General features: G+C 34.7%; 31 protein-coding genes. 10 read left to right on the plus strand and 21 right to left on the minus strand.

The window, feature by feature from the left end:
* Nucleotides 1-2: 2 nt before the first annotated feature.
* From traK to LO744_RS11700, 14 genes are all read right to left on the minus strand, one after another.
* Nucleotides 3-617: a conjugative transposon protein TraK gene (gene traK, locus LO744_RS11635; RefSeq protein WP_230669450.1), complete on the minus strand. Its 615-nt coding sequence runs from the start codon at nt 615-617 to the stop codon at nt 3-5.
* Nucleotides 618-670: 53 nt separating this feature from the next.
* Nucleotides 671-1816 (minus strand): hypothetical protein, encoded by a 1146-nt coding sequence (locus tag LO744_RS11640; protein WP_230669451.1) that lies wholly within the window; start codon nt 1814-1816, stop codon nt 671-673.
* Between the two features lie 103 nt (nt 1817-1919).
* Nucleotides 1920-2750, minus strand: coding sequence for a hypothetical protein (locus tag LO744_RS11645; protein ID WP_230669452.1), 831 nt, complete (start codon nt 2748-2750; stop codon nt 1920-1922).
* Nucleotides 2751-2755: 5 nt separating this feature from the next.
* Nucleotides 2756-3424, minus strand: coding sequence for a hypothetical protein (locus LO744_RS11650; protein WP_230669453.1), 669 nt, complete (start codon nt 3422-3424; stop codon nt 2756-2758).
* A gap of 97 nt (nt 3425-3521) precedes the next feature.
* Nucleotides 3522-4244 (minus strand): hypothetical protein, encoded by a 723-nt coding sequence (locus LO744_RS11655; protein ID WP_230669455.1) that lies wholly within the window; start codon nt 4242-4244, stop codon nt 3522-3524.
* Between the two features lie 9 nt (nt 4245-4253).
* A complete protein-coding gene (locus LO744_RS11660; RefSeq protein ID WP_230669457.1) occupies nt 4254-4907 on the minus strand; it encodes a hypothetical protein in 654 nt (217 codons plus the stop codon).
* Nucleotides 4894-7959: a TraG family conjugative transposon ATPase gene (locus LO744_RS11665; RefSeq protein WP_230669459.1), complete on the minus strand. Its 3066-nt coding sequence runs from the start codon at nt 7957-7959 to the stop codon at nt 4894-4896. Before LO744_RS11665 ends, LO744_RS11660 begins: the two co-directional genes overlap by 14 nt.
* A 24-nt stretch (nt 7960-7983) precedes the next feature.
* Nucleotides 7984-8295 carry a DUF4133 domain-containing protein gene (locus LO744_RS11670; RefSeq protein WP_230669461.1) on the minus strand — a complete coding sequence of 104 codons (312 nt, stop codon included), beginning with the start codon at nt 8293-8295 and terminating at the stop codon, nt 7984-7986.
* A 1-nt stretch (nt 8296) separates the two neighbouring features.
* On the minus strand, nt 8297-8617 hold the full coding sequence (locus LO744_RS11675; RefSeq protein ID WP_394799518.1) for a DUF4134 domain-containing protein: 321 nt from the start codon (nt 8615-8617) through the stop codon (nt 8297-8299).
* A gap of 122 nt (nt 8618-8739) precedes the next feature.
* On the minus strand, nt 8740-9330 hold the full coding sequence (locus tag LO744_RS11680; RefSeq protein WP_230669463.1) for a hypothetical protein: 591 nt from the start codon (nt 9328-9330) through the stop codon (nt 8740-8742).
* Nucleotides 9331-9375: 45 nt separating this feature from the next.
* Complete coding sequence (locus tag LO744_RS11685; protein ID WP_230669464.1) at nt 9376-10059, minus strand: ParA family protein; 684 nt, start codon at nt 10057-10059, stop codon at nt 9376-9378.
* A gap of 60 nt (nt 10060-10119) precedes the next feature.
* Complete coding sequence (locus LO744_RS11690; RefSeq protein WP_317207252.1) at nt 10120-11583, minus strand: relaxase/mobilization nuclease domain-containing protein; 1464 nt, start codon at nt 11581-11583, stop codon at nt 10120-10122.
* Nucleotides 11584-11594: 11 nt separating this feature from the next.
* On the minus strand, nt 11595-11945 hold the full coding sequence (locus tag LO744_RS11695; RefSeq protein ID WP_230669468.1) for a hypothetical protein: 351 nt from the start codon (nt 11943-11945) through the stop codon (nt 11595-11597).
* Between the two features lie 28 nt (nt 11946-11973).
* The gene (locus LO744_RS11700) at nt 11974-12768 is read right to left on the minus strand and encodes a hypothetical protein (protein WP_230669469.1); all 795 of its coding nucleotides are present in this window, start codon (nt 12766-12768) and stop codon (nt 11974-11976) included.
* 205 nt (nt 12769-12973) lie between these two features.
* On the opposite strand from LO744_RS11700, the gene LO744_RS11705 reads away from it, so the two are divergent.
* The 6 genes from LO744_RS11705 to arsB are packed head-to-tail and all read left to right on the plus strand — an operon-like array spanning nt 12974 to nt 16558.
* Nucleotides 12974-13300, plus strand: coding sequence for an ArsR/SmtB family transcription factor (locus tag LO744_RS11705; RefSeq protein ID WP_230669470.1), 327 nt, complete (start codon nt 12974-12976; stop codon nt 13298-13300).
* A gap of 56 nt (nt 13301-13356) precedes the next feature.
* Nucleotides 13357-13827: a DUF6428 family protein gene (locus LO744_RS11710; protein WP_230669471.1), complete on the plus strand. Its 471-nt coding sequence runs from the start codon at nt 13357-13359 to the stop codon at nt 13825-13827.
* Between the two features lie 10 nt (nt 13828-13837).
* Nucleotides 13838-14329, plus strand: coding sequence for a GNAT family N-acetyltransferase (locus tag LO744_RS11715; protein WP_230670562.1), 492 nt, complete (start codon nt 13838-13840; stop codon nt 14327-14329).
* 24 nt (nt 14330-14353) lie between these two features.
* A complete protein-coding gene (locus LO744_RS11720) occupies nt 14354-15127 on the plus strand; it encodes a metallophosphoesterase family protein (protein ID WP_230669473.1) in 774 nt (257 codons plus the stop codon).
* 18 nt (nt 15128-15145) lie between these two features.
* Entirely contained in the window at nt 15146-15523 is a 378-nt protein-coding gene (gene gcvH / locus LO744_RS11725) for a glycine cleavage system protein GcvH (RefSeq protein ID WP_230669475.1), read from the plus strand.
* Between the two features lie 3 nt (nt 15524-15526).
* Nucleotides 15527-16558, plus strand: coding sequence for an ACR3 family arsenite efflux transporter (gene arsB, locus LO744_RS11730; protein WP_230669477.1), 1032 nt, complete (start codon nt 15527-15529; stop codon nt 16556-16558).
* A gap of 584 nt (nt 16559-17142) precedes the next feature.
* Here arsB and LO744_RS11735 read toward each other — a convergent pair.
* A complete protein-coding gene (locus LO744_RS11735; protein WP_230669478.1) occupies nt 17143-17283 on the minus strand; it encodes a hypothetical protein in 141 nt (46 codons plus the stop codon).
* Between the two features lie 218 nt (nt 17284-17501).
* Between LO744_RS11735 and LO744_RS11740 the strand changes: the two genes are divergently transcribed.
* The gene (locus LO744_RS11740; RefSeq protein WP_230669479.1) at nt 17502-17990 is read left to right on the plus strand and encodes a helix-turn-helix transcriptional regulator; all 489 of its coding nucleotides are present in this window, start codon (nt 17502-17504) and stop codon (nt 17988-17990) included.
* A 2-nt stretch (nt 17991-17992) separates the two neighbouring features.
* Nucleotides 17993-18640 carry a nucleotidyl transferase AbiEii/AbiGii toxin family protein gene (locus LO744_RS11745; protein ID WP_230669481.1) on the plus strand — a complete coding sequence of 216 codons (648 nt, stop codon included), beginning with the start codon at nt 17993-17995 and terminating at the stop codon, nt 18638-18640.
* On the opposite strand, the gene LO744_RS11750 is transcribed toward LO744_RS11745, so the two are convergent.
* From LO744_RS11750 to LO744_RS11775, 6 genes are all read right to left on the minus strand, one after another.
* Nucleotides 18641-19486 carry a toprim domain-containing protein gene (locus LO744_RS11750; protein ID WP_230669483.1) on the minus strand — a complete coding sequence of 282 codons (846 nt, stop codon included), beginning with the start codon at nt 19484-19486 and terminating at the stop codon, nt 18641-18643. It abuts the gene before it with no gap.
* Between the two features lie 402 nt (nt 19487-19888).
* Entirely contained in the window at nt 19889-20986 is a 1098-nt protein-coding gene (locus tag LO744_RS11755; RefSeq protein ID WP_230669484.1) for a hypothetical protein, read from the minus strand.
* A 50-nt stretch (nt 20987-21036) separates the two neighbouring features.
* Nucleotides 21037-21774, minus strand: coding sequence for a hypothetical protein (locus LO744_RS11760; protein ID WP_230669485.1), 738 nt, complete (start codon nt 21772-21774; stop codon nt 21037-21039).
* Nucleotides 21775-22026 carry a DUF3853 family protein gene (locus tag LO744_RS11765; protein WP_230669486.1) on the minus strand — a complete coding sequence of 84 codons (252 nt, stop codon included), beginning with the start codon at nt 22024-22026 and terminating at the stop codon, nt 21775-21777.
* A 530-nt stretch (nt 22027-22556) separates the two neighbouring features.
* The gene (locus tag LO744_RS11770; protein ID WP_317207253.1) at nt 22557-23402 is read right to left on the minus strand and encodes an RteC domain-containing protein; all 846 of its coding nucleotides are present in this window, start codon (nt 23400-23402) and stop codon (nt 22557-22559) included.
* Nucleotides 23403-23448: 46 nt separating this feature from the next.
* Nucleotides 23449-25233, minus strand: a complete 1785-nt coding sequence (locus tag LO744_RS11775; protein ID WP_230669487.1) for a helix-turn-helix domain-containing protein — start codon at nt 25231-25233, stop codon at nt 23449-23451.
* 258 nt (nt 25234-25491) lie between these two features.
* Between LO744_RS11775 and LO744_RS11780 the strand changes: the two genes are divergently transcribed.
* Together LO744_RS11780 and LO744_RS11785 are read left to right on the plus strand one after the other, a co-directional pair.
* Nucleotides 25492-25761: a hypothetical protein gene (locus LO744_RS11780; protein WP_230669488.1), complete on the plus strand. Its 270-nt coding sequence runs from the start codon at nt 25492-25494 to the stop codon at nt 25759-25761.
* Between the two features lie 32 nt (nt 25762-25793).
* Nucleotides 25794-25964 carry a hypothetical protein gene (locus tag LO744_RS11785; RefSeq protein WP_230669490.1) on the plus strand — a complete coding sequence of 57 codons (171 nt, stop codon included), beginning with the start codon at nt 25794-25796 and terminating at the stop codon, nt 25962-25964.
* Nucleotides 25965-25968 lie beyond the last annotated feature (4 nt).

A 25968-nucleotide genomic window follows, 5' to 3' on the forward strand; every position in this document is an offset into this window, starting at 1 on the left:
TTTTAATAAGAATTTTTAGTTTGATTTGATAACTCTTCATTATTAATGATCCGCCAGTTTTTAAGAATCACGCCGTGAGGATTATTCGGACTTCGGATAATATCCTCAAAGAAGCCTTCCGTGATCAGCTTCCTAGTAATGACTGAAGATTTTCTTGCGATCATCTGCTTGCCGAAAAAACCAAATTTCTTCTGTTCCATATTGATGGTAATAGAATCGGTATGGATGCTGACCATTGAACTGGAGGCGATGATCTGATTATAAAATCCTTTCTCCTTTAGATTAGTATATTCTTTTTTTCCACTGTCATCAATGAGATACATTGACTTTTGAATATTATCCTTGATGTAAGCATCATCCGGAGCCAGTGTGAAAAACAGTCTGTGGAAAAGCTCTATCTGAGCTTTGTATTCCACAGGTCTGTTCAACAGCACATCGGTTTGTTTGGCGAGAACCGGAACACCATTGTCTAAAATGTAAATTGATTTTCGTGAATCTTCAATCATTTTGTAGGCAAAGAAAAATCCGCCAATGACTATGAAAACAGCAAAAGCAATGGTTGCTATGGACACTACTTTATTTACTTTAATTCTTTGTTCTATATTTTTTATTAGCATTTTTATTTAGTTGTTGGTTGATCGTGTTTGGTTATTGGTCATTCTTAATAGAGCTATTTTCCGTTTTTCATCGCACTATTTACCCTACCAGATGCAGAACCGGCTGCTGCATTTTTAGCTGTGGCAGCTGCTACAGAAGCACCTCCTGTTTTGGCAGCCAATATTGCTGTTTTGGTACCGCTGGCTATTTTTCCGGCTGCATTTTTCATTTTGGTCATTGAGCCCGCTCCTCCTGCTGAAACAATACTGTCTGCAATAGTTGGCGTCATTAGAACCCCGATTCCTGTCACAACATAAGCAACACAGGTAAATAACTGGTTGTAGATCATTCCCGAATTACTCACATAGACCATCAACGCGTCCAAGTTTGTAATCATTCCGTTGGATAATAAGGTGTCATATCGTTCTATTTCCATCTCATAGCCGGAAGCGATCAACTGCTGACCAATATTGATGATGGTATAGGCAACAAAAGTGTAGAGATTGATATTGATAAATTTCGATACCCAGCTATATAATGAATTTTCAAAGCCTGGAACTAGCGCCATTCCTACGGCTATCGGTCCTAAAATGATGAGTATATAAGCCCATATTTTTTGAATGAAGAAAATGAGATATACACAGATTCGAAGGATGGAAAGGCAGACAAATTCAATGAGTTCTGCTACCAATTTTTGCATCTGGAATTCCATTCTTATGGACCATTCTTTGATAGGCTGAATTAATTTATCCAAGCCCTCACTGATATCAAACCAAGAATCATCTACATCTTCAGTGGTGTTTTCAATGACTTCCTGCTTCGCATCTTCTTCCGCTTTCAGTTTTATGACGGCATCCAATAATTGTTGCTGCTTTTTGAATCTCTCAACACGCAGGTCATTTACTTCAGATTCTATTTCGCTGAAAATTGATATTCCTGGTTCTGCAATGGCTTCAAAGGGTGCCTGGATCATACTGACAAATCCGTTCCAATATACAAGCGTAAATCCTATCAGAATTGGTTTCAGCATCGGCGTGATTTCCCATTCTCTGTCTCCGGCTGCCATTTGCCAGCCCATATATCCGAGATACATCAGAGCACCTAAACCGCCTATTGCTTTTCCGACCAAAGCAGAACCCGCAGCGCTATCTTGTATAGTGGTGTCGAGTTTTGCGAAAACTTCCATAAACCATTTCTCAAACGCGCCGTCACCCTTCAAAAATTGGAGTAAATTACTGTAATCACTATCTGTCTGGGCGAAACCCATTGCAGGTAAAAGCATTGCCAGCAGGCAACAAAAAATTGTGAGATTTTTATTCATTTTAATATCTGTGTTTATAATGTTGCATCGTGCTATGGACGATCTGCCCGTCTGATGCCGGTGTCCATGCAGGCGGTAAAGCGTAATTTGAATGGTTTTTTAAAATGTTCTTGTAATCAGTGAGAAGTGTCGTCTTGTTATTGTGATTTCTTAATTCCCATACAAATTTTCTCCATTTCATAAGGGTTTCGTGGTACATCAGGAATCGTTTTCCTCTTGGCATATCCATACTTCTGGACATTGTATATTTTTCTTTGATGAGATCCAGTTCTTCCTGAAGCCTTTTTATCGTCCCTGTGATATTAAGGGTTTCATAGGTTTGTGGGTCTTTCAGCTTCCATTCTAAAAAATTCTGTGGATGATCGGGGAATTCAGTAATGGGTTTTAACATTCGTTTGTAATAAAGCAGCCAAAGAGGGTCTGCATCAACTGTAGCGGAAGTCCAGTGGGCAAAATCCTGAACGCTTCTTTTATGAATAGTATCCGAAGCGGTTTTTATCTTTTTTGCTTCTTCTTCCTGAAATTTCAATTGGGCGAATCGTTGATTTTGAACTCCAGTAGGTTTTAACGGTCTGATGTCTTCACCATCTTTGTAATCCCTGTTGATATTAGGTGCCCACATTCCCCAAACCGTAGCGTAAGCAAAATTGGTTTGGATTCCCAGAAAATATTTGGGATATGGTCGCCAGTCTCCCCAGCTTTCAAATGTCATTCTCTTATGCTGGGCTACAATTGATGGGTCATTCAATCTTTTCACACTGACTTGTCCAAAAACATTTGTTACAATCAATAATAAGAGGAAAAATTTTCCTTTTCTTAATAAATTTTCCATAGTTTTTAATTAAAAATGTATTTGTATTTTTGAATAATATCGCCAACAATAAGTTTGTCTATATTGATGTAATTTCTTAGTACAGGAACCTGATACAGATAAGGGATCTTCTTGGCATTCTCTAATCGTAAATTGATGTACAGTATATTCCCGTTAATGTTTCTGACCCTTATAAATATTTTTTCAATGAGCATTTCCCTATCCATCGAATCCATCAGAAAACCTTTGTCTTCTTTTAGGATATCTTCCGTAACTTCTTGCTGAAGCTTCAAAGTCTGCTTGCCGATTTCTACATAGTATTTTGAAACCAAGACAGCATATTCGGGATGTTGTGCAGATAGATCCAACATTTTGTTGGAGTTGGTCACTATTTTACTGAGATATTGATACAGGTATATGAGCTTTTTACTCTGTATCAGTGCGGAATTGACATTTTTCAGTTGTTGATAGATGTATTCCTGAATCGCTATAATTTGCGTTATTTTATTATTGACGTCATCATACAATTCTTTTTGCTTTTCATAAGAATCTAAAAAAGTCTGCTCGCTTCCTAACCGAACACCATGATTGACAGTGATCTGTGATAACAATTTGTCATTAATCACTATTTGCTGGCTGTTTACAGGTGCTATAGTGAAAAATAAAGCTCCAAAAAGAATTGCTTTTTTGCTCATATCATTATTATTTCATTAAGGAATTTGCCAAATACATTGGCTACGCCGAATCTTCGATTTCATCGACTGACAGGAGATAATCTTAGATTTCTCATTTCTAAAAAGATTTAATGTTTACCATTATGTTTTCAACCACCTGCCTGTCTCTATTGACATAGTATTGGAAGGTTCTTTTATTACGCTTTACTTTGGCTTTTATATCTCTTATCTTCAAAAGCATATGCGTGGAATTCCTGCTCAATGTTTTTACTTCACCCAAAGCATAATCCAGTAAAATCTTACGTTCTGATTTCTCCATTTGGTTGATGGCTCCGTAAGACAAAATGATTCCGGTTACAAGCCGTGTTATCATTTGCAAATCATTCACAAACTGAACTTGAGCAGGCAAAACAGCTATAATTGAATAGGGTGCATCATTAATTTCGTTGATGATTGCGGTCTGATTTTGTGTGATCTTCGTAATCTCCCTGCTCATTGCAATTCCGGCTGGAATTGCCTGAATGGCAAATGAAACAATCCTCAATCTGTCCTGAATTTTAGTAACCTTATCTTTAAAATTGTTCCATTGCGTTCTGTTGGCTGTTTCGACCGTAGCATTCAGTGTTTGCTTTTGGCGCATTTCTGTTTGCCTTTCGTGTTCTTTCATCGTGGCATTGATCTCTAAATCCATCATAGGAAATGATACATTTTCCTGCTGCCACGCAGGTGTAGAACCACCACCAGAAGAAGTGATAACAATGTATATTACAGAAAAAAGCAAACTTAAAAGCAATTTATTTTTGCCTCCGTAAAGTCGGCGAATCTCATCCTTCGATTTCATCTTATGCTTTTAAAAATTCTTTTTATACCGATCCATAATATTTTCAACAATAGCTTTGTCTGTATTGATATAGCCTGCCAATGGGTTGATGGAATTCCAAAACCCCAATCGGTTGGCTTTTTCCAGTCTTAATTTGATCGCCAAAAGCCAAAGCTTCAGATTCTTTACATTACCCGAAATATTGTGTAAAAGCTTGTAGCGATCTCCTGCCGTTGCCAAATTCAGTTCTCCAGAGGTTAATAGATCCGAAACATCTGTCACTATCTTTAAACTTTGCTCGTAGGTCTTTTGTGAAGCTTTAACCCCGAAAATCGCGTACTGCGGATGTTGTGATGCCAATTGTACCACCTGTGATGAATAATTGTAACATTTATTGAGCTCAGAGTAGATTTCCTGTACCTGAATACCATTCTGCAGTGTTCCTGAAACTTCTTTTAAGCCTTTCAGAATTTTATTCTGAATATCATTTGCTGCCACCATTTGGGTTCCGACCCAGGTTTGAGCATCTTTTAATTTTGAAGTTTCTTCAATGACCTCATTCTGCTTGGCTTTCAGATTTTCAGAATACAGAATCATTGCCGCCGTTACCGTAGGATCGATATAGGTATTTTGTGAATAAAGTAATCCTCCAAATCCTAAGAAAATAATGCTAAACTTTTTCATATTGCTGTTTGTTGATTAATACTGAAAAACTGATATTACGGTCTTCTAATTCCTGTGAGATGATTTTGAAAACATTCTTTCCTTTATGCTGTATTTTCATCATTCTGTAATAAGAATTGATTTTTTCATCCAAAGGATTCTGATATAAATTCACGAGTGATACCAAGTTTTCCAGACTGTCTCCGAAGATTTTTAAATCACCAACTATTCTGCGTAATGCTTCGTCATAATCCCCATATTGATGTACATAATATTCAACAGCTAATTTTTCAGGCTTTTCTGTCGTGTAGGTCAGATACTGCTCCAATGAAACCTCGTTTCCATAGACTTCCCCTTTCGAACCCCGTTTCAGATAAAATTCCTTGAATCGGCTTCGTCCGAATTTATTATTGAGATTATTGATGGTGAAAATCTTGTTCTGCTCGACTTTATTGAGTGAAAGCAATGAAGCGATTTTGTCAAAGTTGTCCTTGAATTTGGTTTGATCAAGCAAAATGAATGTATCCGAGTTGTTGATGATACTGTCTTTTACGACTGCGTTTCCGATAATGTCATCCAGTTCCTGCGTTACCACCACCGCTTCTCCCCAAAATTTCCTTACCGTTTTATACAAATAAAGAATGTAACCTCCCATCAGTTTACTGGCAATCGCTTTCCAGGCTTCTTCAATGATGAGGGCTTTTCTACGGTCTTTTCTGAGTCTCATTTTCTGAATAAAAGTGTCCATAATAATGAGCGTTACAATCGGAAACAGTTTCGGATTGTCTTTTACATTGTCGATCTCAAACACAATAAATGTTTCGTCAAACAGCGTATTATCCGTACTTTCATTTAGCGTTGTTCCATACCTTCCACCTTTGTAAAAATCTCTCAGAACAAACAAAAATGTTCGAAGATTAAACTCCTTCTCAATGATGTTGTGCTTCTTATTATTCAGATAGATTGGAAGAAATTGGTCGCAATAATCATAAAATCCATTGAAAGAAAGTTCAGTTACAAGCAGCTTTTCTTCTAGTTCTTTGATTTTTCTAATGATCGCTTTTCTAAAAGATTCATTCCAATCATCAGCTGATCTTGGTTGCTTGATGATATCGCTCGACTTAATTAAAATCAATTGGGTTTCATTGTATATTTTCCGCCTTTCTTCATCATTCAGCGTGTCATAAGCTTCATAGACTTTATAAAAAATTTCACTTTCATATTCCGGATTGTTGATGTTCTTATCAGGATGATAAAATTTCAACAGTTTTCTTCCCGCTTCTTTTATTTCATCGGAACTGGCGTCGAAAGTAATTCCTAAAACATCGTAATAGTTTTGCTGCCACTTAACTTCATTCTCATATTCAGAAAATAGATCCTCTTCGTGAATATTGTATTTATTGAGATATAGAATTAATTCTTCCGAAGTTTTTCCCTCATACCACTCTTGTCCGGAATTAAAATACTGATGATAATACGACATCAACACATTGTCTAATATAGATTTTTGTGCAGATGACATTGCAGCATCAGGACCTTGCCAGATCAGGAAAATCAAATTGGTTAAGAATTCAATTTTTTCAATATTAAATTCTTTTTTATCCATTAGAAAAGGATTCATTGTGATTGGTTTTTCTTCTGTGTATTGGATATATCTTCCTCCTTTATATTTGCAGGTTCCAGAATAGGAATCTCCGGTATCAACAATTACGACATCATAATTATAGGTCAGATACTGCTCAATAATATTGTTCATTAAAAAACTCTTGCCTGACCCGCTGGGTCCAAGAACAAACTTATTTCTGTTGTTGATTCTTCCTATTTTCATCGGTAAATCCGAAGGATCAACTTTCAGCGGAACACCTTGCCTGTCTGTAAATCTCAGGTAGAAATTGGAATCTTCATTGACGGGGTAACTTTCCTTAAAAAAAAAACACAAGGCCGCTTCGCTTGTCGTCATAAATAGATCGTATTCTCTGAGTTCGGTTCCATTACCCGGAATGGCCGCCCTCCAAAGTTCCAATTGATTGTAGGCATTTTTAGAAACAATGATGCCTTTCGTAAAAAGCTTATTTTCAATCATCGACTGAATGTTCTCCATTTTTTCCAAAGTATCTGCGGAAAATAAGATTGAAAAATGTGCATTGACAACGAGCTGTCCGTCAATGGCTATGTTATGAAGCAAAGTCTGAATTTCATCTGCTATAATCGCATTGGACGGAGAATTGTTGGCTGCTCCTTCGTGCTTTTTCTTCTTTTTATCAAGCTCCCTTTGCTGTTGTGCCTGAAGCGGAATCGTAATGATTTGATTGTAAACAATGGTCTCATAATCTTCCAGTTCATTGATGAAACTAAAATTGTCAACTGCCGTCTCAGCTGCAGCTCCGTTTCCTCCAAGAACAGAATAAGGTTCAATTTCTGAAGGCAGATCAATGTTTTCTACATCGACGTAAGCAATGTTTTTCACAAACCTGTTTCCTATCTGCAGAAATTCATTGGTACTTTTTATATTATCAAAGGTTGGAGACTTAGAAAACTGCATCGACAATACGCCTGATATATAGTATTCCAGATCTTTCTCGAATAAAAACTGTGGTTCGCAGTCGCTTTGTTTCAAAAGCATAAATACTTTCTGACATTTGTCCCGTAATTCTTTGTAGCTTTTTTCAGAGAATTGGTAATGTTTAGTTTTCTTTTTCAGTTTGTCATCGATGATATCCGTGAAGAATAGCACGGTTTCAATGGTCTTAAAAAGCCTGCCTTCAAAATGTTCTGAATATTTTTGCTGTAGAAATTGATTGGATTGTTCTGCAGTATATTTCTTTTTAGAAAAAATGTCAAGCTTCTGGACAATTCTTCCTTCTCCAATAATCGATACCACCTGATTTAAGACTGTATGAAAATGCAGGTACGTATCCGGATCTGCAGAATATTGCTCAACAATGTTTTTTATCCTGATGCCAATGATAGGATTTCCGTACTGCCCAAAAAGAACATCAAAATCCCAATTGAAATCTTTGGCATAGTCATACCCGATAAAAGGGATATTAAATGCTTGTTTTTCCTTTTTCATATGAATTTATTTATTTTTTATTGGTCATATGAACCTTTCGGTTTCATCACTTTTTAAAAGTCTTTTGTTGGTTAATTTTTTTGGAAAGATCAAGATCTGATCGAAATTTTTGGTCTTGTCATACAATCCATATTTATCCTGTCTTTTGAAGATCAGATAAACGCCTCCTGCAGTTATTGCTAATCCGAGTAAAGAACCCAGTAATCCGAATTTGGATAGTATTAATGATGCAATTACTCCGCTTCCGATCACACCTACTGCGTAAAAAATGTATTTCCCTTTCAGTCCAAAAAACACAAGGGGTTTTTTGAGCCCCTTGTATAAATAAAATCCCATTTTAGGCAAAGAATGCGGTTACAAATTCTGGAACTACAAGCAGGAAGATCATTGCTCCTCCATAACCAAGGATCTCTTTGTTGACATCCTGGTCTCCATTCGTCCATTTGTTGTACACTCTCAAACCTCCGATGAATCCTACCAATCCACCAACTGCTTTTAAAATAAGCTTGATAGGATCCCAGTAATCTTTAATATCGTTGGCGGCATTCGAGATTGCTGTTGCACCGCCTTGTGCAAATGCAGGTGTTAGTGCCATCACTACCAAGGCGAGGGTTAGAACTTTTTTCATCATTTGGTGCTTTTTGAATTTTTGCTTCATAATAAATGTGCTTTTAGAAGGTTAATAAATGGGTTGATTTTTGGTTTTTGGGCGTAGAACACCCTGCATCGTAATTTTAATACGTTGATTATTAATACTTTATAATTATTTAGATTTTAGAACTACATCGTGGAGTTATACACTTTGTGTCCGTCGTAGTTGGCAACCATTTGAACTAAAGTTTCAGATAGATTAAGCATCTTCTTCCATTCTTTTATTCTGGAATTTTCTGTGTCTTTATCGATAGTAGTTTTGTTTTGGAGAACTTCGTTAGGTTTTTGGATTTCCTGTTCGTTTATTATTTTTTTCGTTTGCTCAGGATATGTTTCGCGTGATTCAGATTTTTCGGGACTAGATTGATTTTCAGTTTCCGCAGAATCATTTTTTGTTACAGTGTCCAGTTCCTCCAAATCTTGCTCAGATTCAAACTTACCTTTCAAAAACTGTAAATACTGTCGTTCATTCGATTCTTCCCCAGCATCAGGAATCAATTCTTTTCTGTTGAATGATTTTGGAGTTATAATGTTTTCTACATCTTCAATCCCGATAGTTCTCGTTAATTCTTCGTATTGATCGGAGATTTCTGATAAAGAAAATTCCTGAGTCTCTTCTTTATAAGCTTCTTTTTCTTTTTTGAGAAACAGATCGTATAAAATATTACCTGCATAATACATCAGGTAAACAGCCAGTATGCTAAGTGAAATTTTTATCATTTTTTATTGATTTAGTGGTCATTTGAGAGTGGTCTGTGTTGGTATTTAGTCTTTGGTTTTTTCCTTCTTTTTCAGAATTTCTATTTTGAGTTTTGAATTTTCATTGATATGCTTTATAAGTTCATCGAACGTATTTTCTACTGCATATTTTTGCTTGCCAGCCAAGTTTCTGGTATTAATAGTTTGCAGGATGTTTCTTTTGAATACCGGACTTGGCAGAAGCATTCCATATTTTGCCAGCTCAATATCCATTGCTTCCTGATTTAGGTATTTGTATCCTTTATCATATTTGGAACGGATAAAAATTCTTTCAGCCTCACTTTCAAGTAATCCCAGCATATTTATGAAAACTAAAGTCGATTTTACAGAAACATCTGAATATTCAAATGGAATCACAATAAAATCGCTGTATATCAAAAGATCGCTGTATTTTGCATCGAGTGTTCCTGCCAAGTCAAAGAGGTTGATCTCCTCACTTTCTTTCAGATCAATAAGAGTATCAAAGTCCGAAAACGGCTGCTGATCATCTTCACCAATAATCTCAACATCATACAGTTTCGGGATTTCCAATGCTTCATCTTCTTTCCATTTATAGTAAAAGGACTTCTGATAATCAAAATCGAATACATTTATTTTTCTTTCCGAATTGGTGGAAATATAATTGGCAAAAGCAATCGCCAATGTTGTTTTTCCGGTTCCTCCTTTTTGAGTAGCAAAAGTGATAATCATACGCTTTTTGATGGTTTTTGGTTGATAGTTGTTGACTCTAATTAAAAGCCGAACTTCGGCCTACCTTCTCTTCTTCCTTCGTTTTTTGAGTGCATTTTCAGCAGGGTCGTTTGCAGTTCCTGAATTCTTCATCCATTCAAAAAGCATTTCATTGACCGCTTTATTTAATTCTGCTTCTTCCTTAATATCAGTTAAGGTTTCACTTACATTAAGCGGATTTAGAAATTTCTGATACTCCTTTTCTCCAATTAATGATTGAAGTTCTCCGATGTAGTGAAAGCGGGTATGAACTGCATACCTATTCCCGTCTTCGCCTATGGTTATTGTAATATTTTTCTCATCATTTGTATTTTTGTAATTCCTGATAAATTCCTTTACTTCAGACTGAACTTTTCGGTAGGTTTCCAAATCTTTTTTTCCTCTGTTTTCAAAAAGCATAAATGCCTTGATCTCTGTCCCTGGATATTGTTTTTGTAAAAACTCCAACAATATTTTTTTTGATTCCTGATTCCGAATGTTATAATCTTTTAAGACTTCAAAAAGCTTCTTGTCCAACGTTTCAGTAGTGAATTCAAACAACTCATTCATTTTTAAAATATCACTTCCTTTATATACTCTATCTGTTTTATGGTCGATCAAAGTATAACCAAATGGTTTCAAACCTTCTTTTTGATGAAAAACAATATCTATCCCGAATACATCCTTCAGCTTTTTCTGAAGCTCACTTTCAAATTCAATTTTAGCCTTTGAATGATTTTCTCCTTCAGCTTTTCTTTCTTGTGGGAGCATCGATTCTTTTCGTCTGTTGTCTTCCACCTTAAAAACTTTGTTGGAATACAGTTCCTTATATTTTTTTAGGATGGCTTTAATCTGTCCGGCTCTTTTGTCGTTCTTTTGGTTGTCAAATACAATTTGATTTCCTGAAAGTGTCCGTTGTACTACTCCGTTTTTTAAAATGTTGTAAAAATTTTCAACATTTGTGTTTCTGTTTATTTTGTAACCATTTCTATTCAGTAAAGTTTCCAGTTGATTGATCGAACTTATTCTGTAATTCAACAGTTTGTCCAAATCTGTGCTTATATTCAGACCGTACAATTTTTCCATTGTACTGCTTAATGCCTTTTGAGCTTTAAGTCTCTCGTAGCTATCATTGATTTTCTTTCCGGATTGTTTATCAACCCGCGATGAAACAATATGGACGTGGTTGTTATCTGTGTCCTTATGGAATACCAAAATAAATGGCTGGTTCCCGTAACCCATTTCGTCCATAAAATTTTCTGCAACTTTTGTCAGTTCTTCTTTGCTGTGCTCCTGAAATTTGGTTGAAATAACGGCGTGGAATTGAGGTTTTTTTACTTTTTCGTTTTTTGATATTGATTTTAAATAATCCCTGACTTCCTTTTGACTGCTGGCTTCATTAATGAACGAAGGAAAATTTTTCATCAGCATCAATTCCCCTGTTCCTTTATTTACTTTTTTATCGTTGTAATTGACTCCCGGAAAGCTGGAACCAGATGGTTTCATTATTTTAACGATCATTGTCCGAGCAAAGAATATATTTTAATAAAAATGTTATTCTGTATGATCTTTAAATCAGCTATTTCAGATAGTTTGTTTGAAAAATATTGCAAGTCTGTTGGACTGATATATTTTTGAGCATTTGCAAATTTTGCAACTTGATTGATATTGGTTTCTATTTTCACGAATAGGTTATCCTGTTTTTCAATGAACGCTAATACTTTTCTTCTCTCATCATCCATTATTCTGTTCTCTACCGAATCGATGATTAAATTGGTTAGAGAAATTTGCTTTTTGGAACACAGTTCTTTCCAGTTTTCTTTCCGATCTTTTTGAATCCTTATGAAAATACGTACTTCTTTTTCCATACTTCATCATGTGTTATTTTTAAAAATATTATGGTAAATAAGGTTTTATCCAATTAGAATACCCTTGAACTTCTCCGTACGTGTAGTACATTGTGGACATTGCACTTAAAGAGGTTTGAGGAATTATAAGAGAGCTAAATTCGAGCAATGCCGGGAAAAATTGTGTTGAACCTTCGGTATGCAACAACGCGATCTGATGAGGAACATATCCTATATCATTGTATATATCTGCAAGGCTAATAAAAGCATTACCGATAATAGGATTCGAATCAGTCGACCTGTATATTTGAAATTTTATGTTGACAATACCTTGAACTTTTCTAAATAAAATAGACCCTTTTAAGCCTCCATAATTTTTGGTTCCTATAGTATAATATTTTGAAGACGTTAAATAGGCATTGGTATTGCCATTATAATTTACCGGAGCGGACCAGATAGAAGTTGCACTAAGTCCTGCGGTGCTGTTATGGTCAAATGTTAATAAAATTCTGTATTCAGTGGGCTGCTTTTCTTTTGAAAACCCTTGCCACAAAACACCATCAAAATAATATAAGCCGGGGTCTGTTACATTAATTACCTGACCCGAAAAATTGGTTGCAGGAGAAGTTGCAAATACTACAGCTCCTTTTTTTGCAGAAGAATATGTCTTTGTAGCGAGCTGGTTTCCTGTGATACGTGGCGGAATGATTCCGTCATAATGATTGACATCGTTTGGCTTTCCTACTACTTCTAAAGTAGCTTCGGGTATTTGGGTATTGATGCCCACTTGTCCGAAAAGTAATGTTGTGCTTAAAAATAATAGAAGGTAATTCAACTTTTTCATTTGCATTCTGATTTAATATTCTGATGCAAAATTGAGCGTTAAAATTCTTCAAAACAATAGTATTCAAGGGAGTTGGGCTAACTAGGAATACTCTGGATGAGTCTGGAATCTTCAAAGATTAAAAAAGAATAAATTGGATTATTTTGGATTCCTACTATTCTATTAAAATATTTATCGTAATATTGCAATATTAAATACATTAGAAATGGGAGCAACGAAGACTGAACATTTTACAAACCGACAAAATCAAATTGCAACAATTGCAAAAGCGTTAGGACATCCTGCAAGAATTGCCATCATCGAGTATTTGATGAAAGTTAATGAGTGTATTTGTGGAGATATTGTCAATGAATTACCATTAGCTCAACCAACCGTTTCTCAACACTTAAAAGAATTGAAAAATGCTGGTATTATAAAGGGTAATATTTCTGGAAATGCAATTTGCTATTGCATAGACGAAAAAACCATAGAAATTTTAAATACATATTTCTCCCAAATAGTACAAACTGTTTCAAAAACAAGATGCTGTTAAGCATTTTTTTAACAAAGTATATCGCAATATTGCATTTTAACTATAAAGATTTAATTATGAAATTATCAGAAGTAAAACAAATTTTACCAACATTGGAAAATGTAGAATTCCAATTAGAAAATGGAACTTTTGTTCCGGAACATTTTCACGTTACAGAGATAGGAATGATTACCAAAAACTTTATTGATTGTGGTGGTGTTATCCGTTCTGAGAAAGTAGTGAATTTTCAATTGTGGAATGCTGACGATTTTGAACATCGTTTGAAGCCAAACAAATTACTCAACATAATCACACTTTCCGAAGATAAACTAGGAATTGAAGATTTTGATATTGAGGTTGAATATCAAAGTGAAACTATCGGAAAATACGATTTAGAATTTAATGGGAAAACATTTGTGTTAAAAAGCAAAACCACAGCTTGTTTAGCACAAGAAGCTTGCGGAATTCCATCAGAAAAACAAAAGAAGAATTTAATTGAACTGGTTAGCAACCAAAACAATTACACCCAAAATTCAGGATGTTGCTAATCAAATTTCTATGGAAATAAAATTGATTACCAAGGATAATTTTGCGGAGTTAATAGAAATCTATCGTCAAGGACTAGCAACGAATATCGCAACTTTTCAAAATGATTCGCCCATATGGAAAGATTGGGATAAGGGACACCTTGATTTTTGTAGAATTTGTATATATGAAAATAGCAAGATGCTTGGTTGGACTGCGCTATCTCCAGTTTCAAGCAGATGCGTTTATTCAGGTGTAGCTGAAGTAAGTGTTTATGTCGCAACAGATTCAAGAGGAAAAGGTATAGGCAAACTGCTACTGAATGAATTGATTAAGCAGAGTGAATCAAATGGAATATGGACGTTGCAATGCGGAATATTTTCAGAAAACCAAAGTAGCATAAAATTACACGAGAAATGCGGTTTTAGAATTGTTGGCTACAGGGAAAAAATTGGAAAGAAAAATGGCGTTTGGAAAGACAATGTATTGATGGAGTACAGAAGTAAAATTGTCGGAATAGATTAAAATAAAATTATAAAATCAATAAAAATGAAAATTGCATTATTCAGCGACATTCACGCTAATCTCCCTGCATTAGAAGCATTCTTTGCAGATGTCGAGAAAAGAAATCCAGATAGCATCTATTGTTTGGGCGATTTAGTTGGCTACAACATTTGGCCAAACGAAGTTGTAAATGAAATTCGTAAAAGGAAAATACCAACTATTGCTGGTAACTACGATTTTGGCATTGGAAGAATGAGTAACGAATGTGGTTGTGCATACAAAACTGATAGCGAAAAAGATAATGGAAATATTTCTATTTCCTTTACCAATTACTTGATGAAAGACGATGAACGAGCTTACTTGCGTACACTTCCAGCTCACATCAAAGTCGAATTTCAGCTGAATGAAGACAAATTAAATCTGCTCTTGGTACACGGTAGCCCACGAAAAATAAATGAATATCTTTTTGAAGACCGTGAAGAAAAAAGTATGATTCGAATTATGGAGCAAGCCGATGCTGACATTATGTGCTTCGGACATACACACAAACCTTATCACAGAGTTTTGAATTCTGGTAGTGGGGGACAAAATCATTTTCGTCACGCAGTAAATATCGGTTCGGTAGGAAAACCAAAAGACAATGATATTAGAGGTGGTTATGTGATGTTGACAATCAATGAAAACAGCTCAATACTAGATAAAGAGAGTATTGGCATAGAGTTTATTCGCTTTGATTATGATTTTGAAAAAGCTGCAAAGGCTGTAGAAGAAAGTCCTCTTCCAAACGAGTATGCAGAAAATCTAAGACGTGGCTATTAATCTTTAAAATCTAAAAAAATGGAACTTCCAAACGATTTATATTACTCTAAAGAACATACTTGGGTTCGTATTGACAACGAGACTGCAACTATCGGTATTACAGAATTTGCTCAGAAGGAGTTGGGCGAAATCGTATATGTTGACTTACCGAATACTAATCATAGTTTCAAACAAGACGAGGTATTTGGTTCTGTAGAAGCTATTAAAACTGTCAGTGATTTGTTTATGCCTCTATCAGGAGAAGTAACTGAAATTAATGAGCAACTTTTAAGAGAACCAACACTGGTAAACTCTAATCCCTTCGATAAGGGTTGGATGATAAAAATTGAAATTGAGGACTTAAAAGAAACTGAAAATTTATTAACAGCGGAACAATACGCTCAACTAAACAATTAGAGAATGCAACCAAAATTAAAATTCCTCGACCGCTTTCTTACACTTTGGATTTTTTTAGCAATGCTTTCAGGTGTTGGTTTAGGATATTTCTTTCCTAATATATCTAACATTACAAACTCTCTTTCTGTAGGAACGACTAATATTCCCTTAGCAATAGGATTAATTTTGATGATGTACCCGCCTTTGGCAAAAGTAGATTATTCTCTATTACCAATGGCTTTTAAAGATAAAAAAGTGATGTCGGTATCTTTACTTCTAAATTGGATTATCAGTCCAGTTTTAATGTTCGTATTGGCAATTATTTTTCTTAGTGATGAGCCGGACTATATGATTGGCTTAATCTTGATTGGTTTGGCTAGATGCATTGCTATGGTAATTGTTTGGAATGATTTAGCAAAAGGTAATAGAGAGTATGCAGCTCTGCTAATAGCATTAAACAGTATCTTCCAATTAGTTTTTTACAGTTTTTATGTTTGGCTTTTCATTAATATATTACCTCAAAAACTTGGACTAGGAACCTTTAACGTTGTTGTACCGATGAAAGACGTTGCCGAAAGTGTTTTCATTTATTTAGGAATTCCATTTATTGCAGGATTTTTGAGCCGATATTTTTTGATTAAATTAAAAGGACAAGACTGGTTCAACAGAAAATTTATTCCTGCTATTTCTCCAATGACATTGTATGCTTTACTTTTTACAATAGTATTAATGTTCAGTTTGAAAGGAGATAAAATTTTAGAATTGCCAATGGACGTTGTGAAAGTAGCCATCCCATTAATAATTTACTTCGTCCTTACATTCTTTATCAGCTTTTTCATAAGTAAAGCATTGAAAGTTCCTTACGACAAAAATGCATCTATCGCCTTTACGGCAATAGGAAATAATTTTGAATTGGCTATTGCTGTTGCCATAGCGGTTTTTGGAATTCATTCATCACAGGCATTTGTAGGAGTTATTGGACCTTTAGTAGAAGTGCCTATTTTAATTCTATTGGTTAGGGTTAGTTTATGGTTGAAACAGAAATATTACAAATAATATGCGTGAATAACGTTATTTCTAAATACTCCACGTAACAGTATTATTACATATATCTAATTTAAAGCAGAAAAAAAACAAGTTCCGCCGTTTTCCCCCTTTTTGCAAAAAAGGCAAGATCGTCTTTGTGTATCAGACTTGAAAAGTTTGTACGTACAAAGACACATCTTGCCATTACTTTGTGATAAATAAATACAAATATTTTACAGGTCTAAAATACTGAAGCCATTTCATACAAATAACTAATAATCAGTATTTTAATTTTCAAATTAATAATTAGTGCATTTGAAAGAAAAGAGAGCAATAGTTTTGGAAGAAAAAACGAAAGCTATCATCATTTTTGACAGGTTGAATATTGACCTATAGCTATTTTATACATATTTAACGATAACCTATATTTATTATTCAGCATATGAAAATGCTAATGAAAAATAATAACCTGTGTATAATAAACACAGGTTTAGATATAACTAGTATCTAAAATGAACAGATTTAATAAATGATCTGCAAATTACTTAGAACTGTTAGATAATACTCATTAATAAAAAACCTAGAACACTTTAAAATGCCCTATGTTTTGTATCCTAAGGGGCTCTTGATTCCACGATCAGAAAGTGGGCAATTCGTTCTTTAATGAGCCATTTTCCGTTTTGAATAAAATATTGGTCATCATATTTTACGCTGTAATCCGTTAAAATATCTTTGCTTTCAACCTCTCTAATCATTTTATCTGACTCTAAGATACACCTGGAGTACCGCCGTCAATTTTTACAGTTTGCTGTCCGTTGCAATAGTAAAAAGCCAAACCTCAGTAGAGGTGATTAAAATGAGGGAAGTAACATTCCGGAATGTGGAAAAATTTAGCAGAATAAACAACGGTTTTTTAAAGATTAGAAAATTTCAATTCTTTCAACATGTAAACAAATTTGTTTATATTTGTACTATGAGTTCATTGTTAAAATATAAAGGAATCCATCCGGGAATCATTCTTGAACGAGAGCTAGAGAAGCGATCGCTTAAGAAGCGTCCTTTTGCTTTATCTATAGGTGAATCTGCACAAACGATTAATAATATTACAACCGGAAAAAGAAATATTCCTGTTGCGCTAGCACTAAAAATAGAAAGAAAACTCAAATTGGAAGAAGGTAGTATTGTTCTTCTGCAAAGCTATTATGACATCAAAATTGAAAAAGAAAAAATAAAGGAGTCCCCAAAACTTTCTGTGCTTCGCAGATCTTTATTTTGGGACACAGAAATCAACCATATCGATTGGGATAGGCAATATAAGGCTGTCATTAACAGGATTTATGAACGTGGAAATGATGATGAAAAAAATGAAGCGATCCGTTTTTATGGAAAAATAAAGGTCGAAATTGCATTAAAGTCAAAAACAACACAGCCTATGAAGCTGCAAAAAAAATCTTCCTCATAAGTATGTATTACAATACCGTAAATGATTTACTGAAAAGCAGCTTGCAGATCCTTATGGCTTCAAAGGTTTTTGATGATTTCAGGCTTGTAGGTGGGACATCTTTAAGTCTTCAGCTAGGACACCGTATATCAATAGACATCGATCTATTTAGTGACGTACCCTACGGAAGCATTAATTTTACTGAAATTGATCTTTTTCTTAAATCTGCGTTTACCTATGTTGATGGTTTTTCAGACCTAGATCCTGCTATGGGTAAATCCTACCTTATTGGAACCGATAAGCAGAACTCAGTAAAACTTGACTTATACTATACAGACAGTTACATACGACCTGCTATACTAGCCGAAGAAATAAGATTAGCAACGGTAGACGAGATCATTGCGATGAAGGTAGATGTAGTCCAAAGAGGCGGTCGTAAAAAAGATTTTTGGGATCTTCACGAATGTCTTCCCGAATATGGTATCGGAAAAATGCTGGAGCTTCACGAGGAGCGCTATCCATATGATCACGACAAGGAATTAATTCTGAAAAAATTTATTGACTTTATTATCGCAGATGATGATTTTGACCCTATCTGCCTGCACGGCAAATATTGGGAATTTATAAAAGAGGATATTGAAGAGGCGGTCAGCAAATATCAGAATTTGTAATTATCTGCGGTAATTACAAAACCACTCGTTCATATCTTTAAAATCACTGTATATTAATGAACAATCCTCCACTTTTTCATAATTCATTTGGATTGTTTCTTTGGTCAATCTACCATTAGTATCATTGTCCAGAAATAGTGATATTAGATCATATTCATTCAAGGCATCCCTGACCTTAAAAAGCAATGCTGTTGAATTCAGAATCAGATAATCCGCTTTTGAACTCTCTTCTCGAGTCATATTTCTGTACGCCAGATAATCAAAAAAACCTTCAAAAATAAGTACCTCATTATTTACGTTCGGCTCATTTTTGACCCAAGTAACATCCTTTTGGCCTAAACATATCTTTGTATATTTATTTCTGATTTCATAACCTCCCGAATTATTTAGAAAGCCAATTGCGAATAATGTTTTGCCGTCCAAACGATAAAGTATCTCTTCTACTAAATGTTTCTGTTCAAAGACCTCTCGAGATTTTAAATATTGGATCAATGCAAGGTGTCTGATTTCACTAACTTTAATGATCTGGTAATTCTTAACTTCAGTAATCATTTTAACGTCTACATTTCTAAAAACAGGAATATTAAAGCTTAGAAGATATTTCAGCGCTTCAGAAACAGAACATTTATTCATCTGCTGAACTAGTGATATTACATCATAATTTTTACCAGTGCCAAAATCAAATGCCGTATTTTTCACAAAATCGACTGACAGGCTGGGAACAGTTTCCTCCCTATCAAGTGCAAAATAAAAAGCAGTTTTCCTGTTTTCTTTCACAGGAAAAAGATTGAACGATTCCAAAATCGTTCTGATCTTTATTTTTTGTCTGGCTTCCTCGCAGTTCATTTTTTTTTCTTAAGCAATTTTATTATCTATTTTCTTTTTAATAAAAAAGAACTTTTATATTCTTTTGAAATACTTTTAATAAGTTATCCGACCCCTTTCACCAAAGGGTAATAGCGGACTTTACAATGAGTATTATTCCGAAATTGGAATGAGTATAATTCCGAAATTGGAAGAAGTTCAAATCCGAATGTAGTTCTATTTTGTAATGAGTACTATTCCGAATGGTTAGCATTATAAAGAACTTTTATGCATATTCTCGTTTCAAAAATTCGGTGAAATGAGTACAATTCCGAAAACTCAACATTTTAGATCCGCTATTTAATATTTTCTTAACGCCAGTGAGCGTAATTCCGAAATACGGATGAGTACAATTCCGAAAGTGAGATGAGCGCAAATCCGAATTCAGATAATGTGTGGGTAACCGTTTGGGAGCAACTCTCCCATTTTTGTTCTCCTGTAGAAAAGAATAATATATTCCTGAATTTTGTTCAAAAATTCCAAACCTTTAAAATTTGTTGACTTAACATTTCTTATTCTGCAATTTTTGATAAATTCTTTAAAGCATTTTTCGATCATCTCTCTCGTCTGGTGAATATTCCGATACTGATAACTGAACTGAACCATTTCATCAACTGTTAGGCAGTATCTCTTTTTAAAATAATTCAGTCTCCTAGTGACGATTGAGTGTTCCGCTACATTTGTCTTTAATTTATCCTGTGGAATTGATTTGGTGTAGTAAGGAATAATATATATCAGGTCTTTTTTATATTTATAGTTGAAAGACAGATTATTGAACTGATCCAGATTGATCCTGGCCGATTTTAGAAATTTAAAACAAAAATCATTGGTAGTTTTATAATTGAGTCCGAATCTTTCGTTCAATGTAGAAAGCTTTATGGCGGTACCTTTTTCAGGAAGCTTTGAAAGCCATATGGCAAAGATGATATGTTTGTTATTTCGTATAGTGTATACCAAATTGTAAAGTATATAATTGTACTCGGGAATGACCAGTAATTTTTTGAGCCAGTAACTGCTGATCAAAAATGTGGTAAAACCTCTCTGGTCATAACTCGGATTTGAGATCAAACCGCCAAATGTTTTGATTTCCCGACCCTTTAAATTGACGGATTTGTACCAGCCCATCTTGTATCTCGCTAAAAACTCATAAGCATCGATAACTTGCTTAGTAGAACCACTTGGAGAAATTTTGTTATTCCTGATCCGAAGTGACGCAAACACATTATTCTCCGTTTCAAATTCCTCATCAAACAGCGACAATTGTTTAGGCCTATCTTCCGGACGAAATTGTTCGTTACCAATAATAGAAATTATATTAAATATCACGCGTAGGGCATTGATGGGAATATCGGCAGTCTGCTGGCCCTCAAAAATAAAATCATCAATAAATCCGTTACCCAAACGGATTCTTTCAGATGCTCCATTGTCCTTTTCCACAAAAATCCTACGGATCAATTTAGAATTCTTATCATTATCACTCATTTCAAAAATATTAATTACAAATCAGTCTCCAACCACAGTACTAAAAAGTGCTATTTATTTTTATCTGACGGATATTGAGGACGTCTAATCTTTGGAATTGTGCCTTCATAAAGCGTTTTACCTAGATTCGAATCAAGTAGGAAGGGCAATGCACTTTTTAAAGAAGACTTCCAGTTCGTAATAGGTCTTTTTGCATTATTGCACCAGCCTTTTTCAAGCCATTCACTGTATTTTTTTCGAATTTTAAATTCAAGAGTGGAATCATAACCATCCAATGTTTTTGCATATTCCAGGTATTCTTCGATTTCTGGTATTATCATCTTCATTTTTAATGGCAAAATATCCTTTGACGGCACTATAGCATTTTCCTTCGAACTATTACCATTCAAGCAACTACTCACGTTTGCTTCAGTACCTATGTCCTCTGCCATCTTTATGTCCAGCGATGTTTTATCGTTGATGGATTCTTCCATATTGATTTTCAACAACTCTAATTGCCCGGAATTATCTATCGGGTAATTGATAATCATCCTATATCTGCAAGGAAGTCCGTTTTTTGTCTTAAAATCTATCAATCTCAATTTTCGAAGTCGACCCTTCGTTGTAATAACCGTGTTCCGGCTTAGCCCTAAATCCCTGCTAATGGCTACATCTGAAATTGTAAAATCGTAATGTCCATTGCTGTATGCAGTTTTCAAAAGATACAGATACATTGCAACAGCGGTAGATCCGACCTGAGCATTTTGATTGTAGGTCCAGAAACGTTGTATCAGTTCAAGATAGTACATCTATTTTTTACCAAAAAGCTGAAGAGCTTTTTCTTTATCAATAATGATAATATTTCCATTTTGAACAATCGCAGCATCCAACATGCCCGAGGATTTTACTTCTGAAGCTTTGGAAAGAGAACATCCTAAAATTTTTGCCAGTCCTTTCAGTCCATACTCGTATTTTTTTTCAGAATTAATATTCTTTGAAACCTCTAAGAATTCCCCTACTGTCAATTGCCAAATAGGTGTAGCAGGATCAATTTTCTTCATTTTTATATTTTTTTTCCAGATTAATTAAGAATTATAATAACTTAAATTTCGCAGTCGTCCAATGATTTTTATAAAATCAAGACCTTCAACTAATACAAATTTCAGAATTGCATTTGATTATTTTTCGGTAGTTTCTCGTATGTACCGAGTGAATCTTCTATGTTTGTATTCAATGTTTAATCTCTTATTCTTAAGTTATTCCATCAGAATCCAGATATGAGGTACTAGTTGTATTTTTTAGCGAGGGCTAACAAAAGGAAAAAATTACCAAACCAGATAAATTCATCTGTTTGTACATTTCCACATTTTACATATTGCGCCTCATCATTGGAATTTTTAAATTATTTAAACAAATCAAATCCCGAGAAGATCTGCTCTCTAATTCATCGAATCTCAACTCAAATGATCATATAACACAGAGAGAATACGGTAGCATGGAAAAACTACCGTACACAAATTTTACAGTCAAAAGCAGATATAAACTACTGGAACATAAATTTAAAATTCATCATTTAAAGGAGTACAATATATCATTGATCAGAATTTTCCAGATAACTCTGCATATTTTGCTGGATAAGCTTTAGAAACCTGGTTTGATCTGTTTTTCTCTGTCTGATCTCGCTTAAAGTTTTATGGTAATTTCCAAGATTGATATTCAATGCGGTTTCTGCCCAGCGGAAGACATCTATAGCATCGCACTGACCTCCATTGAAACATTTGGTCAGATATAAAGCATATAGCAATTCGGTCATTGCCACCTTTGGAGCTGTCCATTCGAGCTGACTGCTCTGAAAAACCATCCGCTCGAGAATATTTTCTGAGCTGATCTTCTCTGCCAGATAAGACTCAAGAAGGTCATTGGCTAAGATCTGTGAAACCGTATGGTCGTGAGATGTAGAAAAATCCTGATCGTAGCTATAGAATTCAGGACTTAACTTCAATTTAAAATCAAAATTACGCCTTACAAAATACTTTTTATCCAAGTACATTGCCTGACGCCTGTAGTAACTTATAAAATCTCTGTTTTCTTGATAAAAATAAATGAGATTGCTCCTTTCCTTTTCATAGTACGATCTCAATATCTCAGGGTCTGCATATGGTCTACCACTCTCAATGGCCAAGATCTTGGAATAATAGATGTACAGTGAGACAAATTTGGGTTTTGTCGTTTTAAAAAAATCTATTTCCTCACGCCAACCCTTAAACTCGTTCTCCCCGGCATATTCCTTAAGTTTACGCAAGGCACTATCTATTTCCATCAGGATTTCTTCTGATTTTAGAATAATGTCATTCTCTGTCCTATTAATCTGATCGATCTGTGTGTTAAGATCCTTCCACAATTGCCCTGTAATCGACTTAAAATTCTCTCCATTCATACGTATATATTTTTAGTAACGTAAAAATCGGATAAAAAATCAGTGTTTAGAGTCGATCTAGTTCCGCAAACCGTTTCTTTACAAAATCCTTTGGGGTCATACCGTTGATCTCCTGAAAATGTACTCTGAAAACTTGCCTGCTAGCCATTCCGCAAATTTCCGCAAGACTTTCAATCTTATACTGCAGGTATTTTTTGTCTTCCAATATTAATTTAGTAATATAATTAATCCTCAACCCTTTGATATACTCGGGGTATCCAATGTTCATATGCTCGTTCAATATATAGGACAAGGTAGTCCTGTTAGTACCTACGAGAATAGCAACGTCAGGCAATTTGAGATTTTTGTTGAGGTACAGTTCTTTTTGTTCGAAAATTTTCAATTTATTTAATACTTTTTCAACAAGCTCTGTATTGTACAATTCTTTCGCATTTCCATCTTCATCCATTGATTCCTTTTGATCTTCTACGCTGAAATGAGGGTCGATATATTTCGTATTACCATCATTGCATATTTTAACATCATAAGCTGATAAAGAATTTTTTCCAAGCTGGTTCATCTTAGCTAAAATCAGATTATATTTATCCGTAAGGATTCTTTTCTTTCTTTTAAACCGGTGTAACACAAGAGATAGAAAAAAAACACCGACGGTAGTTGTAGATGCAAATGCTATGGTTCCCAAATGCTTAATTTTCATCAAGTCGTTTTTTTCAGCCATAAGCCGCTCCGTATCATATTCGTATTTCATTTTTGAGGATAACGGTGGGAAGTCTGTTATAATAATCGAATCTGCTTTCAACAGTTGGGTTGTGTAGTAGAGACGTTTATCCTTGTTACCGTGTTCCTTAGTGTCATTGATCAGATATTCGTAGCTAGACCTAATTTCTGGCGTTATCATTTTATATTTGTTGAACATTGCATCCACTTTATTGAGATGCACCAGAGACTCTTTCCTTTTGCCAGCATTCCAGTAGAGCTTCCCTAAATAAAAATTAACCGTGGCCAGAGAAGCAACGTCTTGCTTATGCATAAGAATATCTTCTGCAATCTTAAAATGGAGCAAAGCTTCATCAGGTCTTTGCTGACGTATCAATTGAATTCCCCTTCCTTTCTGAAAATATGCAAATTCGGTCGAGAGCTTGTCAGATCCATCTATTTTGTCAAGGCCAATCTTAATCAAGGAATCTTCCTTAACGTAAAGCTTCAAGTTATGATAACATTTACTAAGTCTGTAGATACTGTTGAAATATCCAGACTCATAATTCAGCCGTGTATTTTCGTGCAGACCATCGGATTTCATATTTGTTTCAAAATAACTTGCTGTTTCAACAAAATGTCCCGCAGCTTCACTATTGTATCCTAAATAGCACTTTACAATACCTAAATGATAAATGATCTTGTTTTTCAGATATTCATCTTCTGAGCCTTTAGAATATTGGTATGCCCTAATGTATTCTGCCAACGCTTTTTTAAAGTTTCTGACATTGTAGTAGTAAATAATACCTTTACCTAAATAAGAACGTGATATCTGATCTTTATCTTCCGCTTTCAGTGCCGTAATTATGGTACTGTCGCTATATTTTAACTTGCGCTCTATTAACGACGAGTAATAAATTGCCTCTTCATATCCCACGATAAGTCTTTTCAGATCGGATTCTTCCTTAGCTTTTTGTATATATAAATTAACATATACCATTGCCCGTTCATCATTTTCGACATACTTATTAAAAATTGACGAAAGTTTTTTATAGGAATTTTGCTGTTCCTGACTTTGAAAAAGATTCACGAACAGAAAAAAAACAAATGCGATATGTCCTTTGAGAATGAGCATATGATATAAATCATATCAAATTTAGTTAAAAAGTATCTTTAAATCCTTGGGATAAATGGTTTACGCTTCGATAATCCACAATACATTGAACAACAATACAATAAAGGCTAATAAACAGGGAATAATGGATCAATTATTCCTTTTAAATGGTCCATTATTCCAGAATAAACTTTTTTGATGGATGAGATCATTCTAATTTCGAATCAGAATTCTAATCACCCCGGCCGGGATAATTTTTCAACATTCAAATAAAAAATTATGAAAAAGTATATCTCAATTTTTAGCTTAATAAGCATATTTCTATTGCACTCATGTGAAAGATCCACTGGCGGTATAATTTCCGAAAATCAGGACTTTACCCATACGAACAAAAGCAGCCTAAAAGATCAACAGTTAAACACCACCGCTAAAAATGAGGAGCCATCAGCAAGTGATATTCCCTCTGCAAATAATTTTAACGTCAACGATGAAGACGAACCAAGAAGGGATAAACAACATTGGAGAACTGTGCAAGACAGTATTCGGTAAAAAGAAAATCACGGGATTCAAAAACAAAAGATATGAATGATGGAAAGAAGACCAGTGCTCTCGAGTCAGGAAAACTTTGTACGGTAAGCGGTGAATATGAAAAAGTAGGATCTATAACCACTATTGTTTTTTTATCTAGAGGTGATGTGATGCCTGAATATTGTGGTAAGAAGGTTAAATGGATTTTAGTTAGAAAAGGATAAATAC

It is taken from the genome of Chryseobacterium turcicum (assembly GCF_021010565.1).
GTDB classification, from domain to species: Bacteria; Bacteroidota; Bacteroidia; order Flavobacteriales; family Weeksellaceae; genus Chryseobacterium; species Chryseobacterium turcicum.